General features: G+C 53.4%; 19 protein-coding genes and 1 other RNA gene. 11 read left to right on the top strand and 9 right to left on the bottom strand.

Features of this window, described 5'->3' with window-relative positions; translation table 11 throughout:
- Positions 1-167, top strand: a 167-nt coding sequence (locus IAD09_06000) for a hypothetical protein (GenBank protein HIT81773.1), incomplete at its 5' end; no start/stop codon positions are given.
- A 255-nt stretch (positions 168-422) separates the two neighbouring features.
- Here the strand turns inward: IAD09_06000 and IAD09_05995 are convergent.
- The 6 genes from IAD09_05995 to IAD09_05970 all read right to left on the bottom strand — a co-directional run bounded on the left by IAD09_05995 (position 423) and on the right by IAD09_05970 (position 4,736).
- A complete protein-coding gene (locus IAD09_05995) occupies positions 423-560 on the bottom strand; it encodes a hypothetical protein (GenBank protein HIT81772.1) in 138 nt (45 codons plus the stop codon).
- A 120-nt stretch (positions 561-680) separates the two neighbouring features.
- Positions 681-1,028 carry a preprotein translocase subunit SecG gene (gene secG / locus IAD09_05990; protein HIT81771.1) on the bottom strand — a complete coding sequence of 116 codons (348 nt, stop codon included), beginning with the start codon at positions 1,026-1,028 and terminating at the stop codon, positions 681-683.
- A gap of 2 nt (positions 1,029-1,030) precedes the next feature.
- On the bottom strand, positions 1,031-1,786 hold the full coding sequence (locus IAD09_05985; GenBank protein ID HIT81770.1) for a tetratricopeptide repeat protein: 756 nt from the start codon (positions 1,784-1,786) through the stop codon (positions 1,031-1,033).
- A gap of 7 nt (positions 1,787-1,793) precedes the next feature.
- Positions 1,794-2,297: an LptE family protein gene (locus tag IAD09_05980; protein HIT81769.1), complete on the bottom strand. Its 504-nt coding sequence runs from the start codon at positions 2,295-2,297 to the stop codon at positions 1,794-1,796.
- Positions 2,298-2,300: 3 nt separating this feature from the next.
- A complete protein-coding gene (locus IAD09_05975; protein HIT81768.1) occupies positions 2,301-3,572 on the bottom strand; it encodes a sigma-54-dependent Fis family transcriptional regulator in 1,272 nt (423 codons plus the stop codon).
- 435 nt (positions 3,573-4,007) lie between these two features.
- Complete coding sequence (locus IAD09_05970; protein HIT81767.1) at positions 4,008-4,736, bottom strand: hypothetical protein; 729 nt, start codon at positions 4,734-4,736, stop codon at positions 4,008-4,010.
- 167 nt (positions 4,737-4,903) lie between these two features.
- Between IAD09_05970 and IAD09_05965 the strand changes: the two genes are divergently transcribed.
- The 5 genes from IAD09_05965 (at position 4,904) to IAD09_05945 (ending at position 9,596) form a co-directional block, all read left to right on the top strand.
- Positions 4,904-5,416, top strand: a complete 513-nt coding sequence (locus IAD09_05965) for a ferritin (protein HIT81766.1) — start codon at positions 4,904-4,906, stop codon at positions 5,414-5,416.
- A gap of 110 nt (positions 5,417-5,526) precedes the next feature.
- A complete protein-coding gene (locus IAD09_05960) occupies positions 5,527-5,763 on the top strand; it encodes a DUF4492 domain-containing protein (protein HIT81765.1) in 237 nt (78 codons plus the stop codon).
- A 25-nt stretch (positions 5,764-5,788) separates the two neighbouring features.
- The gene (locus IAD09_05955) at positions 5,789-7,345 is read left to right on the top strand and encodes a cytochrome ubiquinol oxidase subunit I (GenBank protein HIT81764.1); all 1,557 of its coding nucleotides are present in this window, start codon (positions 5,789-5,791) and stop codon (positions 7,343-7,345) included.
- A 6-nt stretch (positions 7,346-7,351) separates the two neighbouring features.
- Positions 7,352-8,506 (top strand): cytochrome d ubiquinol oxidase subunit II, encoded by a 1,155-nt coding sequence (gene cydB / locus IAD09_05950; protein HIT81763.1) that lies wholly within the window; start codon positions 7,352-7,354, stop codon positions 8,504-8,506.
- A gap of 112 nt (positions 8,507-8,618) precedes the next feature.
- Positions 8,619-9,596 carry an AraC family transcriptional regulator gene (locus IAD09_05945; protein HIT81762.1) on the top strand — a complete coding sequence of 326 codons (978 nt, stop codon included), beginning with the start codon at positions 8,619-8,621 and terminating at the stop codon, positions 9,594-9,596.
- 44 nt (positions 9,597-9,640) lie between these two features.
- On the opposite strand, the gene ssrA is transcribed toward IAD09_05945, so the two are convergent.
- The 3 genes from ssrA to metF all read right to left on the bottom strand — a co-directional run bounded on the left by ssrA (position 9,641) and on the right by metF (position 12,337).
- Positions 9,641-10,038: a transfer-messenger RNA gene (ssrA, locus tag IAD09_05940) on the bottom strand.
- 180 nt (positions 10,039-10,218) lie between these two features.
- Positions 10,219-11,358, bottom strand: a complete 1,140-nt coding sequence (holB, locus tag IAD09_05935) for a DNA polymerase III subunit delta' (protein ID HIT81761.1) — start codon at positions 11,356-11,358, stop codon at positions 10,219-10,221.
- 28 nt (positions 11,359-11,386) lie between these two features.
- Complete coding sequence (gene metF / locus IAD09_05930; protein HIT81760.1) at positions 11,387-12,337, bottom strand: methylenetetrahydrofolate reductase [NAD(P)H]; 951 nt, start codon at positions 12,335-12,337, stop codon at positions 11,387-11,389.
- Positions 12,338-13,314: 977 nt separating this feature from the next.
- On the opposite strand from metF, the gene IAD09_05925 reads away from it, so the two are divergent.
- The 5 genes from IAD09_05925 (at position 13,315) to IAD09_05905 (ending at position 19,251) form a co-directional block, all read left to right on the top strand.
- Positions 13,315-13,818 (top strand): DUF3575 domain-containing protein, encoded by a 504-nt coding sequence (locus tag IAD09_05925; protein ID HIT81759.1) that lies wholly within the window; start codon positions 13,315-13,317, stop codon positions 13,816-13,818.
- 8 nt (positions 13,819-13,826) lie between these two features.
- Positions 13,827-15,395, top strand: coding sequence for a hypothetical protein (locus IAD09_05920; protein HIT81758.1), 1,569 nt, complete (start codon positions 13,827-13,829; stop codon positions 15,393-15,395).
- A 102-nt stretch (positions 15,396-15,497) separates the two neighbouring features.
- Positions 15,498-17,123, top strand: a complete 1,626-nt coding sequence (locus tag IAD09_05915) for a hypothetical protein (protein ID HIT81757.1) — start codon at positions 15,498-15,500, stop codon at positions 17,121-17,123.
- A 176-nt stretch (positions 17,124-17,299) separates the two neighbouring features.
- Positions 17,300-18,256: a FimB/Mfa2 family fimbrial subunit gene (locus IAD09_05910; protein HIT81756.1), complete on the top strand. Its 957-nt coding sequence runs from the start codon at positions 17,300-17,302 to the stop codon at positions 18,254-18,256.
- Complete coding sequence (locus IAD09_05905; GenBank protein HIT81755.1) at positions 18,253-19,251, top strand: hypothetical protein; 999 nt, start codon at positions 18,253-18,255, stop codon at positions 19,249-19,251. Before IAD09_05910 ends, IAD09_05905 begins: the two co-directional genes overlap by 4 nt.
- Positions 19,252-19,266 lie beyond the last annotated feature (15 nt).

The raw sequence follows: 19,266 nt of genomic DNA, 5'->3' as shown, positions 1-19,266 counted from the left end.
ACTACCGTCGCACGCTCTATTGGAATCCGGCGTTGGAGACCGACTCTCTCGGTCGCGCCTATGTCGACTTCTACAACAACAGCCATGCAACGCGCCCGCGCATCGAGGCCGAGACCCTCACCCCCGACGGCGTACCGGGCGTGTATAGTTCCTCAAATGGATTTTGACGGTTCCCTTTGAAAGAGGCTTTTTATACATAAAAGAGGGGAACAGACCCACACAAATCCCTATATGTCGGTATTGCCGGCGGAGTGGCCTTGCTCTATCTTTGTGATGTCGAAACAAGCAAAGCCATACTTGATATTATAATAGGATTTGGGTTTAATAATAATGTAGTGTGTAAGCAGGGGACTGATGGGAATCAGTCCCTTTCCTTTTTTCGTGGGCGGAGCGGTGTGTCTCGTCCGTGGCTTGTTCAGTTGTCATTCGACCTCGATGACCACTCGCCGGTAGGCCGTCAGTGCGGGAGTTCCATCGTGGGTCAGCTCCAAGATGAGGTGTATGGTCTTTCCTGCCGCGTTGTCTTGTCCCGCTATGTCGTAGATGCGTATCTTGCCCACGAACTTCGCGACCTCTTCGGTGGGTGCGGGTGCGGCTGTGAGGCAGAAACAAAAAGCAAATACGGGGCTGCCATTGCTGGACAGTCCCGTATTCGTTTGAGTTATGAAGTCGTAGCGATTTTATTGAGCTGCGTTTTCTCCGGCTGCGGGAGCTTCGGGAGTCACGGGTACTTGGGTCTCGAAGTTGGGCATCGGAATTTCGGTGTTGATGGCATCTTTGATTTCCGAGGTGGCGCCGGTGTTGTGGTTGGGCAAGAAAGCGGCGGCGACGATGCTCAGTACGATAACGATGCCGGCGAGCGTCCAAGTGGCTTTTTCGAGGAAGTCGGCCGTCTTGGGGGCTCCCATAATCTGGTTCGACGAAGCGAAGCTCGATGCCAAGCCTCCGCCTTTGGAATTTTGTACCAAAACGATGAGTATGAGGCACACAGCTGCAATAAGAATCAAAACGGTGATGAACACGTACATGGTTATTCTGTTTTTATGTTAATAATCAATTTTTCGAGGAATCGAATTTGGTCTGCAAAGTAAATATTTTTTTCTGGATATTTCAAACTTAATTTTCGAATAATTTCCAGGGCTTTGGCATATCGCCGTTGTTTTATGTAGATTTTGGCCAGACTCTCGGTCAGGAATTCGTCTTCGGCTGGCTCTTCTTCGCTTTCTTTTACGGCCGAGGGCGAAGACTCTTCGGTCGACGGCGTGGGGGGGAGTGCCTTTTCTTGGGGCGATTTTTCGAGGAACGCGTCGATAAGTCCGAATGTCGAATCGCCTTTTGCGGCTTCTGATGTCGCGTCTTTTTCCGCGGGCGACTCTGCCGGAGCCAGTTCCTCGATGCGGTAGGGAATCTCGCCGGCCGGGAGCGTGCCGTCGAGCGGCTCTTTGGTCGAGAGCTCGGCCGCGTGGGCTTCGAGGTAGGAGTCGATGAGGTCAAAGGCGTCGGGCTTCTTGTTCTCGGTCTCTTCGGCAGCGGGGTAGAGCCGGCTCCATGCCTGCCGGGCCCCTTCGAGGCGGTAGAAGAGCGACTTGCGGTCGCCGGCATAGATTACGTTCTCGTGCAGGGCTTGGTCATACCGCTCGGGAAAAGTGTGTTGCAGTTTTTTGAGATAAAGGAACCGTGCCGCTTGGAAGTAAGGATAGTCGAGTTGCAAGCGGAGCAGTTCGTCGACGGCGAGGGCGGGTATCTCTCGGTCGAAGTCTTGGCGTAAGAGTTCTCCTTCGGTCATGATGATGTTACCAGTTTCCTACCGTCGCATTGAAGATGAGATCGGCCAGTTCTTGTGTGATTTGGGTTATCAGCTCGTCTTGCACGTCGGTGAGCATGCTGCTGCTCGGGAAGTCCCGGTAGGCGCTGAACGTGCGGTCGAGGTCGTTCTCGGGTTTTTTGTTGTCGGTATATCGCACGCGCACCGTGATGGTGAGTCGGGTCTGTGAGGCGTAGGCATCTTCGGTTACGGCCTGCGGGGTGAGGTTGTAACCCGTGATTTCTCCTTCGAGCACCAAGTCGCCGCCGCTGTTGACGAGGCTGAGCCGTGTCTGTCGCGTGTAAGCGTCTTTGAGCGTTTCGTTGAATGTCGTGGCCAAGGGCGGATACACCAGCGCCGCCCGTATCGGGAAGTCGTTGATGGTAATCGTCTTGGTGACGTTGTAGTCGATTGAGGCACCGTTGAATCGGTAAGAAATGGTGCAGGCCGTCGCACATACGGCCACGAGCAGTATCGGGAGGAGTCGTTTCATAGGTCAGTCGCTGAGGTTGTATTCTTTGATTTTGCGGTAGAGCGTGCGCTCTGAGATGCCCAGCTCTTCGGCTGTTTTCTTGCGTTTGCCGTTGTTCCGTTCCAGCGATTTGCGTATCATCTCGCGTTCGGCATCTTCGAGCGAGGGCAGGGTCTGTACGGCTTCGTCGGGCACATACTCGGCCTCTTCATGCACGATTTCGCCCTCTTCTTTGTCGATGTTGTGCGACAGGTGCCCCAGCACCGGTTGTACGGTGTGGGTAATGGGCGCCAGGGCGTCGGGTTTGGCATAGATGACCGGTGTCGCCGGTACGGCGGCCGATGTTGCCGGTTGGTTGTCGCGGCGATTCATCGCGGCGATGGTGGCGCGCAGGTCGTCGATTTCTTTTTTCATCTCGAAAACGAGATAGAGCAGTTCGCGTTCATTGCCGAACGGCATTGATTTGTTCTCCGTCTGGTTGAGTGTGGGCAGTTTCTCCATGTCGTAGGCCGGCAGGTAGGTATGCAGGGTGTCGGCGTTGATTTCGCGGGAGGTCTCGAAGATGGAGATTTGCTCGGTGACGTTTTTGAGTTGCCTGATGTTGCCCGGCCAGCGGTAGGAGAGCAACGAGCGCTGGGCTTCCTCTGTGAGCTGTATGGGCGGCATGTGGTATTTCTCGGCAAAGTCGGCGGCAAATTTGCGGAACAGCAGCAAGATGTCGTCGCCGCGGTTGCGCAGCGGCGGCAGTTCGATGGGCACCGTGCTGAGCCGGTAGAAGAGGTCTTCCCTGAAACGTCCTTCGGCAATGGCTTCCCGCATGTTGACGTTGGTGGCGGCGATGATGCGCACGTTGGTTTTCTGCACCTTCGACGAACCCACCTTTATGAACTCGCCGTTTTCGAGCACGCGCAGCAGGCGGGCTTGCGTCGTCATGGGCAACTCTCCCACCTCGTCGAGGAAGATGGTGCCGCCGTCGGCCTCCTCGAAATAGCCCTTGCGGTCGGCCAGGGCACCGGTAAACGACCCTTTTTCGTGGCCGAAGAGTTCCGAGTCGACCGTTCCCTCGGGTATGGCACCGCAGTTCACGGCGATGTAGCGGCCGTGTTTGCGGGCGCTGTTGGCATGTATTATCTGAGGAAAGGTTTCCTTACCCGTACCGCTTTCGCCGGTGATGAGGACCGACAAGTCGGTAGGGGCGATTTGCAGGGCGCGGCTCACGGCGCGCAACAGACCCGTGCAGTTGCCGATGATGCCGAAGCGCTGTTTCGTTTGTAATATTTCTGCGGTTGCGACCATAATCTGTGTCGAATTTTCGGTCTACAAATATAGTGAAAGGTGAGCGCAGAGACAAAAGGAAAACGAAGTTTTTTGCTTTTGGCTACGTCGATACGCCTCCTATATTCGCTGGGTAGTGCAAATATGGCGAAAGGCGGACGTAAAAAGGTAAAACTTGTTTTGTTCTTTCGGGCAATACATCGACCGCGATTCCAGCCATCAGGAATAATAAGGCCATGTCATTCAGGTTGTTGACTTGGAATCCAACGGTGAGGACACGGTAGGAATTTCCGTCAAGTGGGGAATGACAATATTCATGAAAATACCTGCTAATCTATTTGCTTTACTGACTGTTAAATTTAAGCCACCCGACATGTCCTGGCCAAATGTATAATATACCCAGTCATCATCGCCGGTGGAGTTTATGAAGACACTGATGCTTTTAGCCGTCTTTCTTTATGGCTCGGCATTGCGTTTATACACCAGCTTGCCGTTCTCTACCACTATGGCATCTTCGTAACACTCTATATCTCCCGAATTTGGGTCTGTATATTCGCTGAGGGGTTTTGTCACATATAAGGGTACCCTGTCGTATTGACCCGCAGAATTCTTCGTCATCGCTCTTACTATACTCCGCTTTTGATACACGATAGCGAGGTCTTTGTCCGTGGATAGTACCACTGTTACATATCCGGGTTGTTCATAGGAACAGTCAAAAAACAAGTAGGCTATGCTGGTAGGAGATACGGGAATCGTTACAAAGTAACAATCCTCTTCGGTCGGATAACATTCTATTGATTCCCGATGCGACTTTGCCCAACCGTCGAAATACTCTATATACACAAATTTTTTATTGAGCCGGTTCATTATCGATATTATTTGTATATCACCGCCGTCCTCCTCAAATTTCCCCGGATTTTTTTCTATATACTCTATTGTCTTGGGAGAATGTGCATATTTATATAATTCCACAACATTTACAGCATCGACTTCACGACACACAAGTCGATATTCACCATACCCGCGAGCCTCTTCACTGCCCGACAAGGTATCTACATATTCCGGCCTTGCGATGATTTTCCCGTCGACTATCGTGTATAACTCCTCTTCGGCGGAATAGGCACACAGACAAGGCATCAACAAGACCACAAGACTCCACAACTTTAAATATCTCCTTTTTATCATTTTTGTAATCTGCTAATTTATTTGCATATAACTTATGGATATCCCACAAGATACGAATAGTTGCCGGCTTTTCCAAATATTCCGAAAACGATTTTTGCTTTCTGCCCAGAAACATTTTTTGAGCTTGCGTTGTTGTTTACGGTATAGCAAAATCAAAATATAAAACTATGGGAAAGAAAGCGATTGAAATTGTCGATTTGGAAGTGAAAAAGTTGGTCGAGACGCTCAATCAGGCCCTCTCCGAAGAGTGGTTGGCCTATTACCAGTACTGGATTGGTGCCCGGGTGATGAGCGGCCCCATGCACGGTGATATCGAAAAGGAGTTCTACAAGCATGCCGACGAGGAGCTGCATCATGCCGAGATGCTGGTGCGGCGCATCATCGAGTTGGGCGGCACGCCGGTGCTCTCGCCCGAAGACTGGCCCCACTTGTCGAAGTGCAAATACGAGGCGCCGGTCGACGCCTATGTCGAGTCGATTCTCAAACAAAACCTCTCCTCGGAACGCTGTGCCATTCACCGGTATGAAAAGTTGGCTCAGCTCACCGACGGAAAAGATTTCACCACCTTCTCCCTGGCCACTCAGATTCTGGCCGATGAGGTCGAACACGAGACCGACCTGGAATCGTGGCTCGACGACATACGCGTGTTCCGTGAGTCGCTGGTGGCCATGCCCGTGTGAGTCCTGTCGCAAAATGTGCGTGAAAAACGTCGCGAACCGGTCGGCTTGTCTCTTGGCAGGCCGACTTGTCGCTGTTTGCGGTTTCCTGTGAAGCGATAATCCCCCCGACCATGTCCACCGAAAGATTAAGAGGCAAGAACCTTTGGCTGAAAATTTTTTATTTCTATTACGACGGTTTCAGAGAAATGACGTTGGGACGCACCTTGTGGATAATCATACTCCTCAAATTGTTTGTCTTTTTCGTGGTGTTGAAACTGTTTTTCTTTCCCGACCTGTTGCAGACTCGCTACGGAACCGACGGCGAAAGAGCCGAACGGGTCTCGATGGAATTGACCGATACCCATTAATCCAAACCTGTCTTTTTTTGATGTTATGAGCGATTTATATTCACTTGTCGACTGGTCGCGGGCGCAGTTTGCGCTCACGGCCCTGTATCATTGGTTGTTTGTCCCGCTGACGTTGGGCCTCGGGCTCATTGTCTCCTGCATGGAGACCATCTATTATCGTACCCGGGACGAGCGTTGGAAACAGATTACCCAATACTGGATGAACCTTTTTGGCGTGAATTTTGCCTTGGGCATTGCCACCGGCATCATTCTCGAATTTCAGTTCGGCACCAACTGGTCCAATTACAGTTGGTTCGTGGGCGACATTTTCGGCGCCCCGCTGGCCATCGAAGGCATCATGGCCTTCTTTATGGAGGCGACCTTCGTGGCCATCATGTTCTTTGGCTGGAACAAGGTGAGCCCCCGCATGCACCTGGCCGCCACTTGGCTCACGGCCATTGGCGCGGCGCTGTCGGCGCTGTGGATTTTGGTGGCCAATGCCTGGATGCAATACCCTACGGGCATGCAATTCAATCCCGACAGCGTGCGCAACGAGATGGTCGATTTCTGGGCCATGGTCTTTTCGCCTGTCGCCATCAACAAGTTCCTGCATTCGGTCTCGGCCGGTTGGGTGCTTGGCGCGATATTCGTCCTCTCGATTTCATCGTGGTATCTGCTCAAAAAACGCGAAACGTTCTTGGCATGCAATAGTGTGAAAGTCGCCGGTTGGGTAGGTATCGCCGGTATCGTGCTGGTGCTGTATACGGGCGACGGTTCGGCCTATTGGGCCGGGAGGGCGCAGCCCATGAAACTGGCGGCCATGGAGGGGCTTTACGAAGGCAGCCACGGGCAGGGGCTCATTGCCGTGGGGGTGCTCAATCCCGAGAAGAAGGCTTACGACGATGATGTCGACCCTTTCCTCTTCAAGGTGGAGATACCCAGGCTGCTGTCGATTCTTGCCACCCGCCATCTCGACGGCTATGTGCCCGGTATTGCCGACATCATGGCGGGCGGATATGATGAGGTCACGGTCGACGGCGATACCGCCGTGGCACTCTCGGCCGAGGAACGCATCGCCCGTGGCCGGGCGGCCATACAGGCTTTGGCCGATTACCGGGCGGCCCGTAAGGCGGGTGACGTGCCTGCGGCGGCCGCGGCAAGCAGGCTGTTGCAAGAGAACTATCCCTATTTCGGTTACGGGTATGTAACCGACCTCTCGCAGTTGGTACCCTATGTGCCGTTGGTCTTTTACTCGTTCCACATCATGGTGCTGCTGGGCGGATATTTCCTGCTGTTGTTCATCGTCGTGCTGGTACTCTCTTACCGGCAGCGGTTCGCCTCCCGTGCGTGGTTGCTGTGGATATGTCTGTTTTCCCTGCCGCTGGGTTACCTCTGCCTCGAATCGGGGTGGGTCGTGGCCGAGATGGGTCGCCAGCCGTGGGTCATACAGGACATCATGCCCACTTTCGCGGCGGTGTCGCGCATCGAACAGGCCGCCGTGCAGACTACCTTCTGGCTCTTTGCCGCCATTTTCACCGTATTGCTCATTGCCGAGGTGGGGATTATGTTGAAACAAATCAAAAAAGGAACCGACAAAAAATAACCGACTATGGAACTGAACGAATTTTTTTATCAACACTACTGGTGGTTTCTCATCTCGCTCTTGGGCGCGTTGCTGGTGTTCCTCCTTTTTGTGCAAGGCGGGCAGACGCTCCTTGCCACACTGGCCAAAAATGAGGTGGAGCGCTCGATGCTCGTCAACTCCTTGGGGCGAAAATGGGAATACACCTTTACCACGCTGGTCGTTTTTGGCGGAGCCTTCTTTGCCTCGTTCCCGCTCTTCTATTCCACCAGTTTCGGCGGAGCCTATTGGCTGTGGATGACCATCTTGTTCAGCTTCATCATACAGGCTGTCTCGTATGAATACCGTTCGAAACAAGGGAACTTTCTCGGCAAGGGCGTCTATGACACCTTCTTGCTCATCAACGGGGTGGTGGGGGTGACCCTGCTGGGCGTTGCCGTGGGAACGTTTTTTACCGGAGCCGATTTCCGGGTCGACAAGGCCAACCTCTACGACGACCTTTCGATGCCCGTGATTTCGACCTGGCAGAATCCGTGGCACGGCCTCGAAGCGGTGGCCGACTGGCGCAATCTGCTGCTGGGCATCACGCTTTTTTTCCTGGCGCGGGTGCTGGCGTTGCTCTATTTCGTCAACAACATCGACAATGAGGCGATTCATGCGCGTGTGCATCGCTGCTTGTTGCGCAATGCCGTGCCTTTTGTCGCACTGTTCCTCCTTTTCGTGGGGGTGACCCTCTGTGCCGACGGATACCAGTTCGACCCGCTCACGGGTGAGGTCTCGGTGCGGCCCTACAAATATTTCTATAATCTCGTCGAGATGCCGTGGGTGATGGCGCTCTTCCTGCTCGGGGTGGCGGCCGTGCTTTATGCCATTGTGCGGACGGTTTTTGGGACGCGCCGGACCTGTGGTATCTGGTATGGCGGGGCGGGTACCGTGTCGGTGGTGCTGAGCCTCTTTTTCATGGCCGGATACAACAATACGCCTTATTATCCTTCGTCGGCCGACATGCAAAGCTCGCTGACAATTTACAACAGCTCGTCGAGCCTCTTCACCCTCGAAGTCATGAGCGTGGTGTCGTTGCTCTTACCCGTGGTCCTGGCCTATATCTTTTGGGCGTGGCGGGCGATGGACCGCCGGTCCATTACCGCCGAAGAGATAAGACGCGAAGACCATATCTATTGATTGTCTTATCTTTTTTTGTTGGGACAAAAGGAGTAATTTTTATACGAAAAGTCTTGTCGATGGGAGACGACAGGACTTTTTGTATATTTTTGTGTCTGTAATGCGACGAGCTATGGATAAGAAAATTTACAATGTGACTTTTGCTGATATAGTCAACAATGTCGATAAGCGGTTGATCAGCAAAAACGGTGATGTGGCGTTGTTGGAGTTTGGCGATTATGATTATCAGGAAATAAGGGAGTTGCTCATGCAGGAGCAGGATATCGATAGCCTGAGATGTCAATACCAAGCGCAGTTTGCGTGCGTCTTGGCCGGGAGTCTGAAATTGGAGCTAAACGGGCGGTGTTATGACTTGGCGGCGCATGACGTGTGTTGCATGATCGAAGGCGACTATTTCAAGCCGCTCGATGCATCGAAAGATGCACATTGGTTTGTCATTATTTGTCGTTATGCCGAGTCGTTGATACAAGGCTTGAGCAATGTCATGTTGTTGATGTCTTTTATGAAAAAAATCAATACGAGCCGCTCTTTTCGCATGAAAGAAAAAACTTCCCAGGTCGTTTTCACGCTTTATAAGCTCATGCGCGAGGCGCTCGGTGATGAAGCACTGGCCTACCGGGATGCCATGGTCAGCAACTATTTGCAGATTTTGTTTTATCAGTTGTATTCCGATTTGACCCTCGACGAAGATGTGCACAAGACATTGGCCGTTTCGAGGCGTGATGAGTTGTTGATGCGTTTTACGCAGCTGGTGTCGGATAATTACAAGTTGCACCGCAAGGTATCGTATTATGCCGACAAGATGTGCCTCACCCCCAAGTACCTCTCCACGGTCGTCTATGAAGCCAGCGGGAAATATGCCCGCGACATCATTGCCGAATTTGTCATTCTGGAGGCCAAGCGGTGCTTGGTCAATACGACCATGACGGTGCAGGAAATCGGCGATTACCTGCATTTCTCGTGTCAGAGTTTTTTCGGAAAATATTTCAAGGAACACGCCGGCATGTCGCCCCAAGCCTACCGACGTGGAGGGGGTAGTCCCGGCTTTCCGGCTGATGGTTTGGGGACGGGCGGAACCGGGCGACGATAAGACGACAGCGGCATGGGAAATTTCAATTCCCATGCCGCTGTCGTGTGTGGAGGTGGAGAGATTCGAACTCTCGTCCAAACGAGGAAACAATATGCTTTCTACATGCTTATCTCCGCTTCGGTTGTCGGGCACACACAAGACCGGAGCTACCAATGTGCACCTTAGCCCCTAAGATTTCACGGTCGTCCCGGGGCGGGACTTCCGCTATTTCCGATATTCTTGCACCACCTGTTCGGAACGCTTCGGAACCACAGCAACCGGGTGATGTCTCGTTCCGGCAACTGTTGCCGGAATAAAGCTAACCTACTGTACTTCGATTAAGCAGCGAGAGCGTAATTGTTTTCGCCAGTTAAATTTTTGATGTCTGAGATTATAGAGCCAGGCAACGAAGCTCTGCATGCTTACATACCCTTTCTACCCGCTGTCAAAACCGGTCACCCCCATGGTGAGTGTATCGTGGTATGTGTCGGGTCGGGTGTGGGGCGCTCCCCTTTTTCCGAACCGGACGGCAAAGTTAGCAAATTCCGGGCGAAACCCCATGCTTTCTTTCGAAAAATAATGCGCCTCCCCCGATTTTTGTCTCTTGCTTTTCGTGACAATCGTCCTTCGCTGGTTATGCCTCTCAGGTCGGGGGTTGGCCTTTGCGTATGAGAATGATGACCTGCACGGCTACGTCGAAGAAGACGATTTTCCCGTTGGCGTTTTGGGCTATGTCGCGTTCGGCCAGTCGGAACAACTCGGAGAGTTCCTCGATGTTGGCGGCATTGATGAACGGGGCGAAGCGGGAGAGGAACTGCTCTTCTTCGGGGCGCACATAGTCGAGCTCGGGGTGATGCAGGTTGTAGATGAAGCTCTCGCGCATCATTTGCTGGCAGTAGCCGATAAACCGCTTTTCGCTTTCACGTCCCAGTGCGGCCACCTCCTCGCTCCATTTTTTGAGTTCTTTTACCTGGCGGGCATAGGCTTTGCGCATGAGGGTGACGAAGAGCTCGAAGAAGTGTTCGCGTTCTTCGCTCAACTGCACCGTTTCGAGGGCTTTGAGGTAACTCCCCGTTGCGGTGTGTGCCACGGCATTGGCCGTTTGGGCGTCGAGACCCTGGCCCTGTTGCAGGGCCGTGGCGATGGTTTCGGTCGGCAGGGGGGGTATGAGGGTGCGCTGGGTGCGGGAACGTATGGTTTCGAGAATGTTCTCGGGACGGTCGCTCACGAGCAGGAACAAGGTCTTGTCGAAGGGCTCTTCGAGAAGTTTCAGAATGGCGTTGGAGCAGGCGTCGTTCATGAGATGGGCTTGCCAGATAATCATGATTTTGTAGTCCGACTCAAAGCTCTTCAAGCTCAGCTTGCGTATGATTTCGCGAGCCTCGTGCACATAGATGAGCGGCTGGCTGTTGCCCGTGGCGAGAAATTGCTGCCACCCGTCGGCCGAGGGGTAGGCGGTCGTTTTCAGGTAGTCGCGCCACTCGGCTATGTAATCGTCGCACACGGGTTCTTTGCGCTGTTTTTTGTTGGCGATGGGGAAGACGAAGTGGAGGTCGGGGTGCATGAGCGACGATATTTGCCGGCATGAGGGGCATTCGCCGCAGGCATCGTCATCGCCGCGGTGCGTGCAGAGTATGTAACGGGCATAGGCCAGGGCGAGCGGCAGGGCGCCGGCACCGTCGCTGCCTGCAAAAAGTTGGGCATGGGCCATGTGTCCGCTCTTTACCGTTTCGATGAGGCGGCGTTTTACCTCTTCCTGTCCGATAATGTCTTTGAAAAACATGATTGGCGTTGAATTGTTTTCGGGACGGTTAATACACGGCGCGAGCCACGCGACGCACGCTCTCGGTGGCCATGAGTGAGTAGAAGTGAATGCTCGGCACGCCGCTGTCCTTCAATTCCTGAGCTTGTGCCGTGCACCATTCGACGCCGACTTCGCGGGCTGCCGCGTCGTCGCGGCAAGCGGCCAGCTCTTTTGCCAGAGGCTCGGGCAGGTCGACGTGGAATACTTTGGGCAGTACCGTCAGTTGGTTGGCCGAGGTAATCGGTTTCAATCCCGGGACGATGGGTACCGTGATGCCTTCGGCCCGGCAGCGCTTGACAAAGTCGAAGTATTTTTGGTTGTCGAAGAACATTTGTGTCACCACATACGAGGCTCCGGCATCGACTTTGGCTTTGAGATGGCGCAGGTCGGTTTCGAGGTTGGGGGCTTCGTCGTGCTTCTCGGGATAGCCGGCCACTCCGTAGGAGAAGGGGGTGGCAAGGGTCATGTGCGACCCGTCGAGAAAGTACCCCTCGTTGAAGCGGTTGACCTGTTGTTGCAACTCTATGGCATGGGCGTGCCCGTCGGGCGACGGGGTAAAACGGGCTTCGTGCTTGGCCTTGTCGCCGCGCAGAATGAGCAGGTCGGTAATGCCCAGGAAGTTGAGGTCGATGAGCGCATATTCGGTCTCGCTTTTGGTGAATCCGCTGCATATCAGGTGCGGTACGGCGGGAATGCGGTACTTGTATTGTATGGCGGCCGCCACGGCTACCGAGCCGGGCCGGCTCTTCTCCGACACGCGTTGGTAGAGGCCGTTGTCGGCTGCCTTGTAGACCAGCTCGCTGCGGTGCGAGGTAATGTTGATGTATTTTGGGTCGAACTCGCGCAGGGCGTCGATGGTGTCGAAAACCTTGTCGATGCTGTTCCCTTTCAGCGGGGGGAGTACTTCGAAGGAAAATGCGGTGCGGGTGCTGTTCTTGATTATTTCGGCGACGTTCATGGGTCAATTTTCATTTGCTGCAAAAATACTTTTTTATCGGGATATAAACGCCTTTTTGTCAGAAAAAGTGGCTTGTTGCTTCTTTTTCGCAGGAATCAAGCCGCTTTTCCCGACGGTTTTTGTGGCTCGTCGTTTTCGGGTGAGGGGGGCGGTGGCCGTGAACACGGCATGCCAATCGTTTTCGCCGAAGTAACAATTTCGTATCTTTTTTTTGCCTCAGCCCTTGCCGGCGGCCTCGACTGCCGCGGACATTGCACTCTCGCCTGGGGCGACAGGCTTTGAGTGTCAATAAGTTAAACAATCTAAAATCGTCCTCTCGGCGGCAAACATATCTTGTTTCATTTGTTATAATGATGTACATTTGAGAACAGTGTTTTTCATGGTATTAAATTTAGGTTACGGAGATTGGTTATCGTGAGATAATCAATCTTTTTTTTATGCAGAGTCAATGCGTCGATGAACTTTCCGGCGACAGGGCTTGTTTCCATTGTGCAAGGAGGAGATTATGCGGGTGACGTCATGTTGCGAAAGAATAGAAAAATTGTTTTCAAAGTTTTTTCGCTGCAAGATTATATATTAAATTTTGCAAAAAAACGAAAAACTATTTTTTTAAATCAAATCAGATATTATTTTTGCACTAACAAAATTGTGGATATAAAATCGAAAGAGTCTTAAAATATCCGAGTTGGTTGAAGAATTTTAGTAGCGAATCGTACGCGTACGATCAGTTCTTAATGGATTGTTTTTTGGTGTGAATACTTTCTCGGATTTTGTGTTGTGATTGTGGGGTGGAAGAGACATTTTCGATAGAATGAAAAAGGTATAAATATACATTACGCTCCGTCATGAAAGTGACCGTAAGAACAAATAAACTATTTTTATGTGTTTCTCCGGCCTTGTCTAAACCGTGGTACCGAATAGCTGTGTGGTGCCTGTTCGGGTTTCTTTTTCTCCCTTCGGTGGCCGAGGCCCAAGATATGGCCGTGAAAACAAATGCGTTGGGGTGGGGGACTCTTTCTCCCAATCTCGCTTTTGAGTATCGTGTCGCGCCCAAGTGGACGCTCGACCTCTCGCTCAGTTACAACCCCTTTACCTTCAAGGACAACAAGAAGTGGCGACACATTTCGGTGCAACCCGAAGCCCGTTATTGGATTTGTGCCCCTTTCGGCGGACATTTCGTCGGGGCACATTTGTTGTATATGCACTACAATGCCGGTAACATACGATTGCCTTTCGGCATTTGGGACCAGTTGCGTAATTATCGTTTCCAGGGCAACCTTTATGGAGGTGGCCTTGTGTATGGTTACCACCACATCATCAACAAGCGGTGGAGCATCGAGGGCGCCATCGGTCTGGGGTTTGCCCACACCTGTTCCAAGTATTACCGTTGTCGCAACTGCGGCCGTTATATCGGCATAGCCAAAAAGAATGTTTTTATGCCAACGAAACTTTCGCTTTCGGTGGTTTATGTAATTGATTGATTGATGCCATGAACAAGATAATCCCCCTCCTGAGCCTCTTGGCTTTGATGGCTCTTCCCTGCAAGAGTGAGGCATTTTTGTCGCGACCCGGTTATTTTGCCGTGGCCGACACGGCCTTTGTCAATGACACGGCGCATGTCGTCAGCACCCGGTTGTCGGCCGATACGCTCGTGGTCGACACCACGCTCATGGTGTCGACGACCTATGTTGTCACCCCGTCGGCAGGGGGCTTGGCTCCGACAGAAATGCCGGCCGTTTCCGACAGCCTTTCGGTGCGCCTTGTTTCGGGGCTCGGGTTGCCCGACACCTGTCTTGTCGAATGGACCGACAGCCTTGCCCTCACCCTGCAATTCCCGCTCACGGTTTCAAAAAAAGAGGTCAAGAAAGATTACTGCCTGTGGTTTTCGCCCGCCTTGTGTGGCGCCGAAGACACCATGGATTTGCCCGCGGTCGTTTTCCAGGGCAAGCGTCACCGCAAATACAATGTGCGCAAAGCGTGGCTCGACGGGCGCCAAGAGTGGTATCCCGCCGTTCCCAAGGGAACGCCCGGCGATACGCTTTGGTATGAAATGCGCATCGGGGTGGAACCGTGGATGCGCTATGGCCGCCTTACCCTTTGCCTGAATCGCGAAAAAGAGGGCTGTTGCACGGTCGACACCCTCGACCCCGTGTGCCGGGAACCGTTCCGTTACCGGCCACCCTATCGCCCCGAGTTGCCGTATGTGCAGCCGCAGGTTTATCCTTTGGCGCAGGAAAATCCCGTGTTGCATCTCCTGTCCGATTACCGTCCCTACGACGGTACGCAGGTATTGCGCAAGGAGCCCGGAGCATTGTATGTCTACTATCCGGTGAACCGGCATCTCCTCGATACGCTCTACCGTTCCAACAACGAGACCCTTGACAAGATTGTCGAGCTCACTTCGCGCGTCGCTGCCGACACGGCTGCCGATGTGCGCTTTATCGAGGTCATCGGTTTGGCTTCGCCCGAGGGGCCTCTCGATTTCAACATTCGTCTGGCACAGCGGCGTGCTGAGTCGTTGGCCCGGTACATACAGGAGCGCACCGGTTATCCCGACTCGCTCTTCCGCCTCATCTCCGGAGGTCCCGCCTGGACGGAGTTGCGCGATATTGTCGCCGACGCCGATTCATCGTGGAGCCACCGTGCCGACCTCTTGCAACTCATCGACTCCGTTGCCGACCCCGTGGCCCGGGAACGTGCCCTGCGCAGCATGGCCGGCGGGCGTGCCTACCGCGAACTGGGGCGTGAAGCCTTGCCCGAGTTGCGTAATGCCGGATATGTGCGCATCTATTACGACAATGCCCCCGACCGTGTGGCCATCATCATCAATCGGGCCATCGGGTTGCTCAACAGCGGTTATTCGGCCGAGGCTCTTGCCATGCTCGAAACCGTGGCTCACGACAGCCGCAGTTACAATGCGTTGGGCAATGCCTGCTATGTCAATGGCGACCCGGCTCGTGCCATCGACTACCTGCAACGGGCAGCCGATGCCGGCGATGAAGCTGCCGCCCGCAATCTTTTCCTCATCAGGCGCATAGTCGGCGACCCGGCCATGTAGCTTGTCGGTAAGATGTGAGGCGCGTTGAAGACAGGTTTTATTGATACCATATATGCACTAATAAAAGAAACAACAAATATTTATTCACCAATTTGCAATAACATGAAAAAAACATGGAAACTGGCCCTTGCAAGTGTAGCACTTGTTTCGGGCGTAGCATTCACTGCATGCAGCAGCGATGACGAAGAAATCCTGGGCGGCAACGAGACGACTGCTCCTGTCGTCGGCGAGACCGGCGAAGTGAAGACCCAAATCACCTTTGCCATTCCTCATGCCAAAGTACAACGTTCCACAGCCGATTATGTGCAAGAAACCCAAAATTTCAATGGTATGACCAACATCTATCTCCTTCCGTTTAAGGTAGGTGCCGTCGGTGAAACTGTTGATGCAGGTGATACTTTCTTGGGCACGATGGTCAATCTTGGCAACATTGCTTCGGACGAGATTGCCTCAACCAATGGGGTAAAAACCTATTCGCAGGTATCCTTGCCTTATGGTAATGTCTCTTTCCTCCTCTATGGAGAGACTCAGGCAACCGGCAACGGCAAGCTTACCCCGAGCTATACCACGAAAAGTCCGCTCGATGCTTCATACACTCCGAACGACATATCGTTTACCCTTACCGACATCGAGACTCCCGATCTTTCCACTCTTGCCACGGCATTGAAGGAGCTCCGCAGTACATTGCACACAAACTGGGGGACGTCTGCCGCTCAAAGTGCGATGAAAGAAAATGTTGCGAAACTTACCGGTAAATTTTCCGTGGCCGAGGTTCAGCTCACCACGATGCTCAACAATTTGGAGAGTGCACTTGATCTCGAAGCCGATAAGCATAATGCAGATATCCAAATCGGGGCTGTGCGTACGGCCATGGAATCTGTTTACGGGTCAAATTATAAACTCCCCACGGCTGTGTATGTATTCGACTGGTCGCAAGGCGGAGCTACTGACATTACCATGGATGAGCAAGTTGTAAATAACGGCTCTACGTTGAGCTATCCCCCTTCGCTCTATTATAGCACCAACTCCTTCCCTGTCGATTACAGTGGTGACAGCTTCGATGGTAGTGCTATCGCCATCGATGCCACGACTACAAGCGTAGCATTGAAAAACAGCGTGAACTATGCCGTAGGCCGTCTCGATGTGAACGTTAAAGCTTCTGCTGCTACGCTTGACGACAACAACAACGATGCCGACGCACCTGCTATAAATGTCAACAGTCTCACCTTGACCGGTGTCATTGTGGGTAGTCAGCCCGGTTCGGTCGGATATGATTTCGTCAATAACACCTCCGATTGGAATCACATGATTTACGACAATGAGGTCGTTGACGCAACCCTTTCTACGACTTCGGCATTGAAGACCTATGTCTTGGGGTTGCCTTCGCAGGTATATGTAAATGATGGTTCTACGGCTGCCACCGTGAGAATCGCCCTCGAATTTGTCAACAACGGCGCTGCCATTTATGGCATAAACAACGGAGTCATTCCCACCGGTGCCACTTTCTACCTTGTGGGCTCGCCTAACCCGAATGTTTCGGGAACGCCGAGCGGCCCCAAACAGGTATTCGCATCGGACTACTATACCACTGCCAACATTACGATTAAAGATCTCAAAAGCGCTTATGCAACTTTGCCCGACTTGACGAATCCTCAACTTGAATTTGCATTGAAAGTCGATCTTGCTTGGAAACAAGGCATCAGCATGGATGCAGAAATTGGCGACTAATGCCGGAAAATGGCATATTTGCTGTTAAATTCGGAAAATATCAACCCATCGAAGGGGCGGGAGCGTGGGCGTTCCCGCATTCCCGTCCCTTCTTTTTATAACACCAACAATCCGCACCGATGTCCGATAACACACCGACATATCGACCCTCTCGCAAAAAATGGCAGCCCCTCGCCATGGGGTTGGCCCTGCTCTTTTCGATGGCCTCGTGTATCAACGAAGACCTCTCGGAGTGCGGTTCCTATTGCGATTTCACTTTCCGCATTACCACCGAGATGGATTTGGAGCAGTCCGTGACCGCCCATCTCTCGACCGGTGCAGCCGAGCAGGAGATGGCGCAGTTGCTCATCGACAAGCTCTCGCCCGTGTTCTCGGGCAACATACACCACCTCGAAGTGCCTTTCTTCGACAGCGGAAGCCGCACCATCTCACACTATGAGACCGTGGCGGCCGGCGGTGCCGACGAAGTCGCCTATTCGCTCTATTTGGAACAAGGCACCTATCACCACCACCCGGTGGCCAATGCCGCGACCGATCCCGTGTGCCGCATCTCCGGCCGGGACCATCTCGACCATTTTACTCTCTCTTATATCGATGCCGACACCATCGACTCCTTCACCTGCGGCATTTACCATGCCGGTCTCGATGTCGAGAGCGACGGTACCGACAAGAACCTGCACATACCTCTGGGTATGGCCAATACGGCTGTCGCGCTCGTGCTTTCGCCGGCCGTCGACAGTGTCGTATCTTATATTGCCAATACCGCCAACGGCTACTCTTTTGCCGACAGCAGTTACGATTTCTCCTCGCCGGCCCTTGTGCGCACCTCGAAAGTGCTCACCCGCGACTTGGTGGCCTCGTATGGCGTATGCTTCCCTTCACGTGGCGGGGAAACCGTGGCGCGCGCCACGACGCGCGATGCCGAATATTGGCAGATGCACGTTTATGTCACCCGCAACGGGAAGACCACCCGCAACGTACTCTCGGTGCGCGAACCCCTCGCTGCCGGTGAACCCAAAATTTTGAGAGCAACCATCTCCGACAGTGGAGAGATTATATATCACGGCGCCGACGTGACGGTCTCTGTCACCCTCGACTGGAAACCCGGCGGCGACCACAACATAGAAATATGACAAGATATTTAGTAAAAACAGGTGTTGTATTGTGCCTGGTGGCTTTGTTGGGAGCCGCCGGTTGCAGTCGCGAAGAGGTGCTCGACATCTCGCGTTACCGCTCCGTGGTACTGCGGGTCCCCTCCGATGTGGCTGTCGTGCAACGCACGCCCGGCGACCCCGGAAACGGCTCCTCGTTGCAGATGCCCCGCCACCTTTATTTCTTTATCGAATACTTGGCCGACGGAAATACCCGTCCCCTCGTCTCGGCCATATCGCTCAACGATTTGACACCCGATTCGTGGACGGCTGTCTCCGACAGCCACGGCACCGTGCTGGCCTACCAGCGCACCGTGCAACTGCCGTTGCCCGAGACCGATGAAGTGACGCTCTATGCCATCGCTTCTTACACGCCCATTCCCGACCTGCAAACGACGGTCGACGGCGTGCGCTCGGGTGCGACGCCCATCTCCGGGCAGGAGGTCGCCGGGTTGCGGCTCAACCCCGCGCAGACTGACGGCTCCACGGTGAGCATCGCCGACGTGTATGCCGGCAGCGGCACGCTCCTTACCGACGAAAATGCCGTCAACGAGACAATCGTGTGCTACCATGTGGCCGCCAAGTTCGATGTCGTCTACAACCTCTCCGACGATTTCCGTACCGGCGGGCCCTATGAGGGGTGGCGCGTGCACAGCTTCACCCTGAAAGACCTCCTCACCGAAGGCTCCTATTTCTCCCCCGGTGCCAACACATCTGCGTCGGCCACCGGCCAATGTGTTTTCGACGGCATGACCCCTGCCAATAATTTTTACGGGCGTTTCGACACCTACCTCTTCCAGCCCGCTCCCGATGCCGGCGGCAATATCAGCCTGCCTTGGGAAGTGGTGCTTGTGCGTGGCGATGAGACCCGCACCCTCCCTTCCGTGTCGACGGCCGAGAAGGTCTCGGCCGACGGTGCGGCTTATTTTCGTTTGGATTTGACGATAAACGGTATCGGTGACGGTTCCGGCAATTGATTGAAAAGGCGTTTT

Origin of the sequence: Candidatus Caccoplasma merdavium, assembly GCA_018715595.1 — a bacterium.
GTDB lineage: Bacteria > Bacteroidota > Bacteroidia > Bacteroidales > UBA11471 > Caccoplasma > Caccoplasma merdavium.
The sequence above is the reverse complement of the archived record's forward strand: the minus strand, read 5'-3'. Positions and strand labels throughout refer to the sequence as shown.

Excerpts from the sequence above, each read along its gene's own strand:
- secG (HIT81771.1), bottom strand. The coding sequence starts at position 1,028 with ATGTACGTGTTCATCACCGTTTTGATTCTTATTGCAGCTGTGTGCCTC.
- IAD09_05985 (HIT81770.1), bottom strand. The coding sequence starts at position 1,786 with ATGACCGAAGGAGAACTCTTACGCCAAGACTTCGACCGAGAGATACCC.
- IAD09_05980 (HIT81769.1), bottom strand. The coding sequence starts at position 2,297 with ATGAAACGACTCCTCCCGATACTGCTCGTGGCCGTATGTGCGACGGCC.
- IAD09_05975 (HIT81768.1), bottom strand. The coding sequence starts at position 3,572 with ATGGTCGCAACCGCAGAAATATTACAAACGAAACAGCGCTTCGGCATC.
- IAD09_05970 (HIT81767.1), bottom strand. The coding sequence starts at position 4,736 with ATGATAAAAAGGAGATATTTAAAGTTGTGGAGTCTTGTGGTCTTGTTG.
- IAD09_05965 (HIT81766.1), top strand. The coding sequence starts at position 4,904 with ATGGGAAAGAAAGCGATTGAAATTGTCGATTTGGAAGTGAAAAAGTTG.
- IAD09_05960 (HIT81765.1), top strand. The coding sequence starts at position 5,527 with ATGTCCACCGAAAGATTAAGAGGCAAGAACCTTTGGCTGAAAATTTTT.
- IAD09_05955 (HIT81764.1), top strand. The coding sequence starts at position 5,789 with ATGAGCGATTTATATTCACTTGTCGACTGGTCGCGGGCGCAGTTTGCG.
- cydB (HIT81763.1), top strand. The coding sequence starts at position 7,352 with ATGGAACTGAACGAATTTTTTTATCAACACTACTGGTGGTTTCTCATC.
- IAD09_05945 (HIT81762.1), top strand. The coding sequence starts at position 8,619 with ATGGATAAGAAAATTTACAATGTGACTTTTGCTGATATAGTCAACAAT.
- holB (HIT81761.1), bottom strand. The coding sequence starts at position 11,358 with ATGTTTTTCAAAGACATTATCGGACAGGAAGAGGTAAAACGCCGCCTC.
- metF (HIT81760.1), bottom strand. The coding sequence starts at position 12,337 with ATGAACGTCGCCGAAATAATCAAGAACAGCACCCGCACCGCATTTTCC.
- IAD09_05925 (HIT81759.1), top strand. The coding sequence starts at position 13,315 with ATGGCCGTGAAAACAAATGCGTTGGGGTGGGGGACTCTTTCTCCCAAT.
- IAD09_05920 (HIT81758.1), top strand. The coding sequence starts at position 13,827 with ATGAACAAGATAATCCCCCTCCTGAGCCTCTTGGCTTTGATGGCTCTT.
- IAD09_05915 (HIT81757.1), top strand. The coding sequence starts at position 15,498 with ATGAAAAAAACATGGAAACTGGCCCTTGCAAGTGTAGCACTTGTTTCG.
- IAD09_05910 (HIT81756.1), top strand. The coding sequence starts at position 17,300 with ATGGGGTTGGCCCTGCTCTTTTCGATGGCCTCGTGTATCAACGAAGAC.
- IAD09_05905 (HIT81755.1), top strand. The coding sequence starts at position 18,253 with ATGACAAGATATTTAGTAAAAACAGGTGTTGTATTGTGCCTGGTGGCT.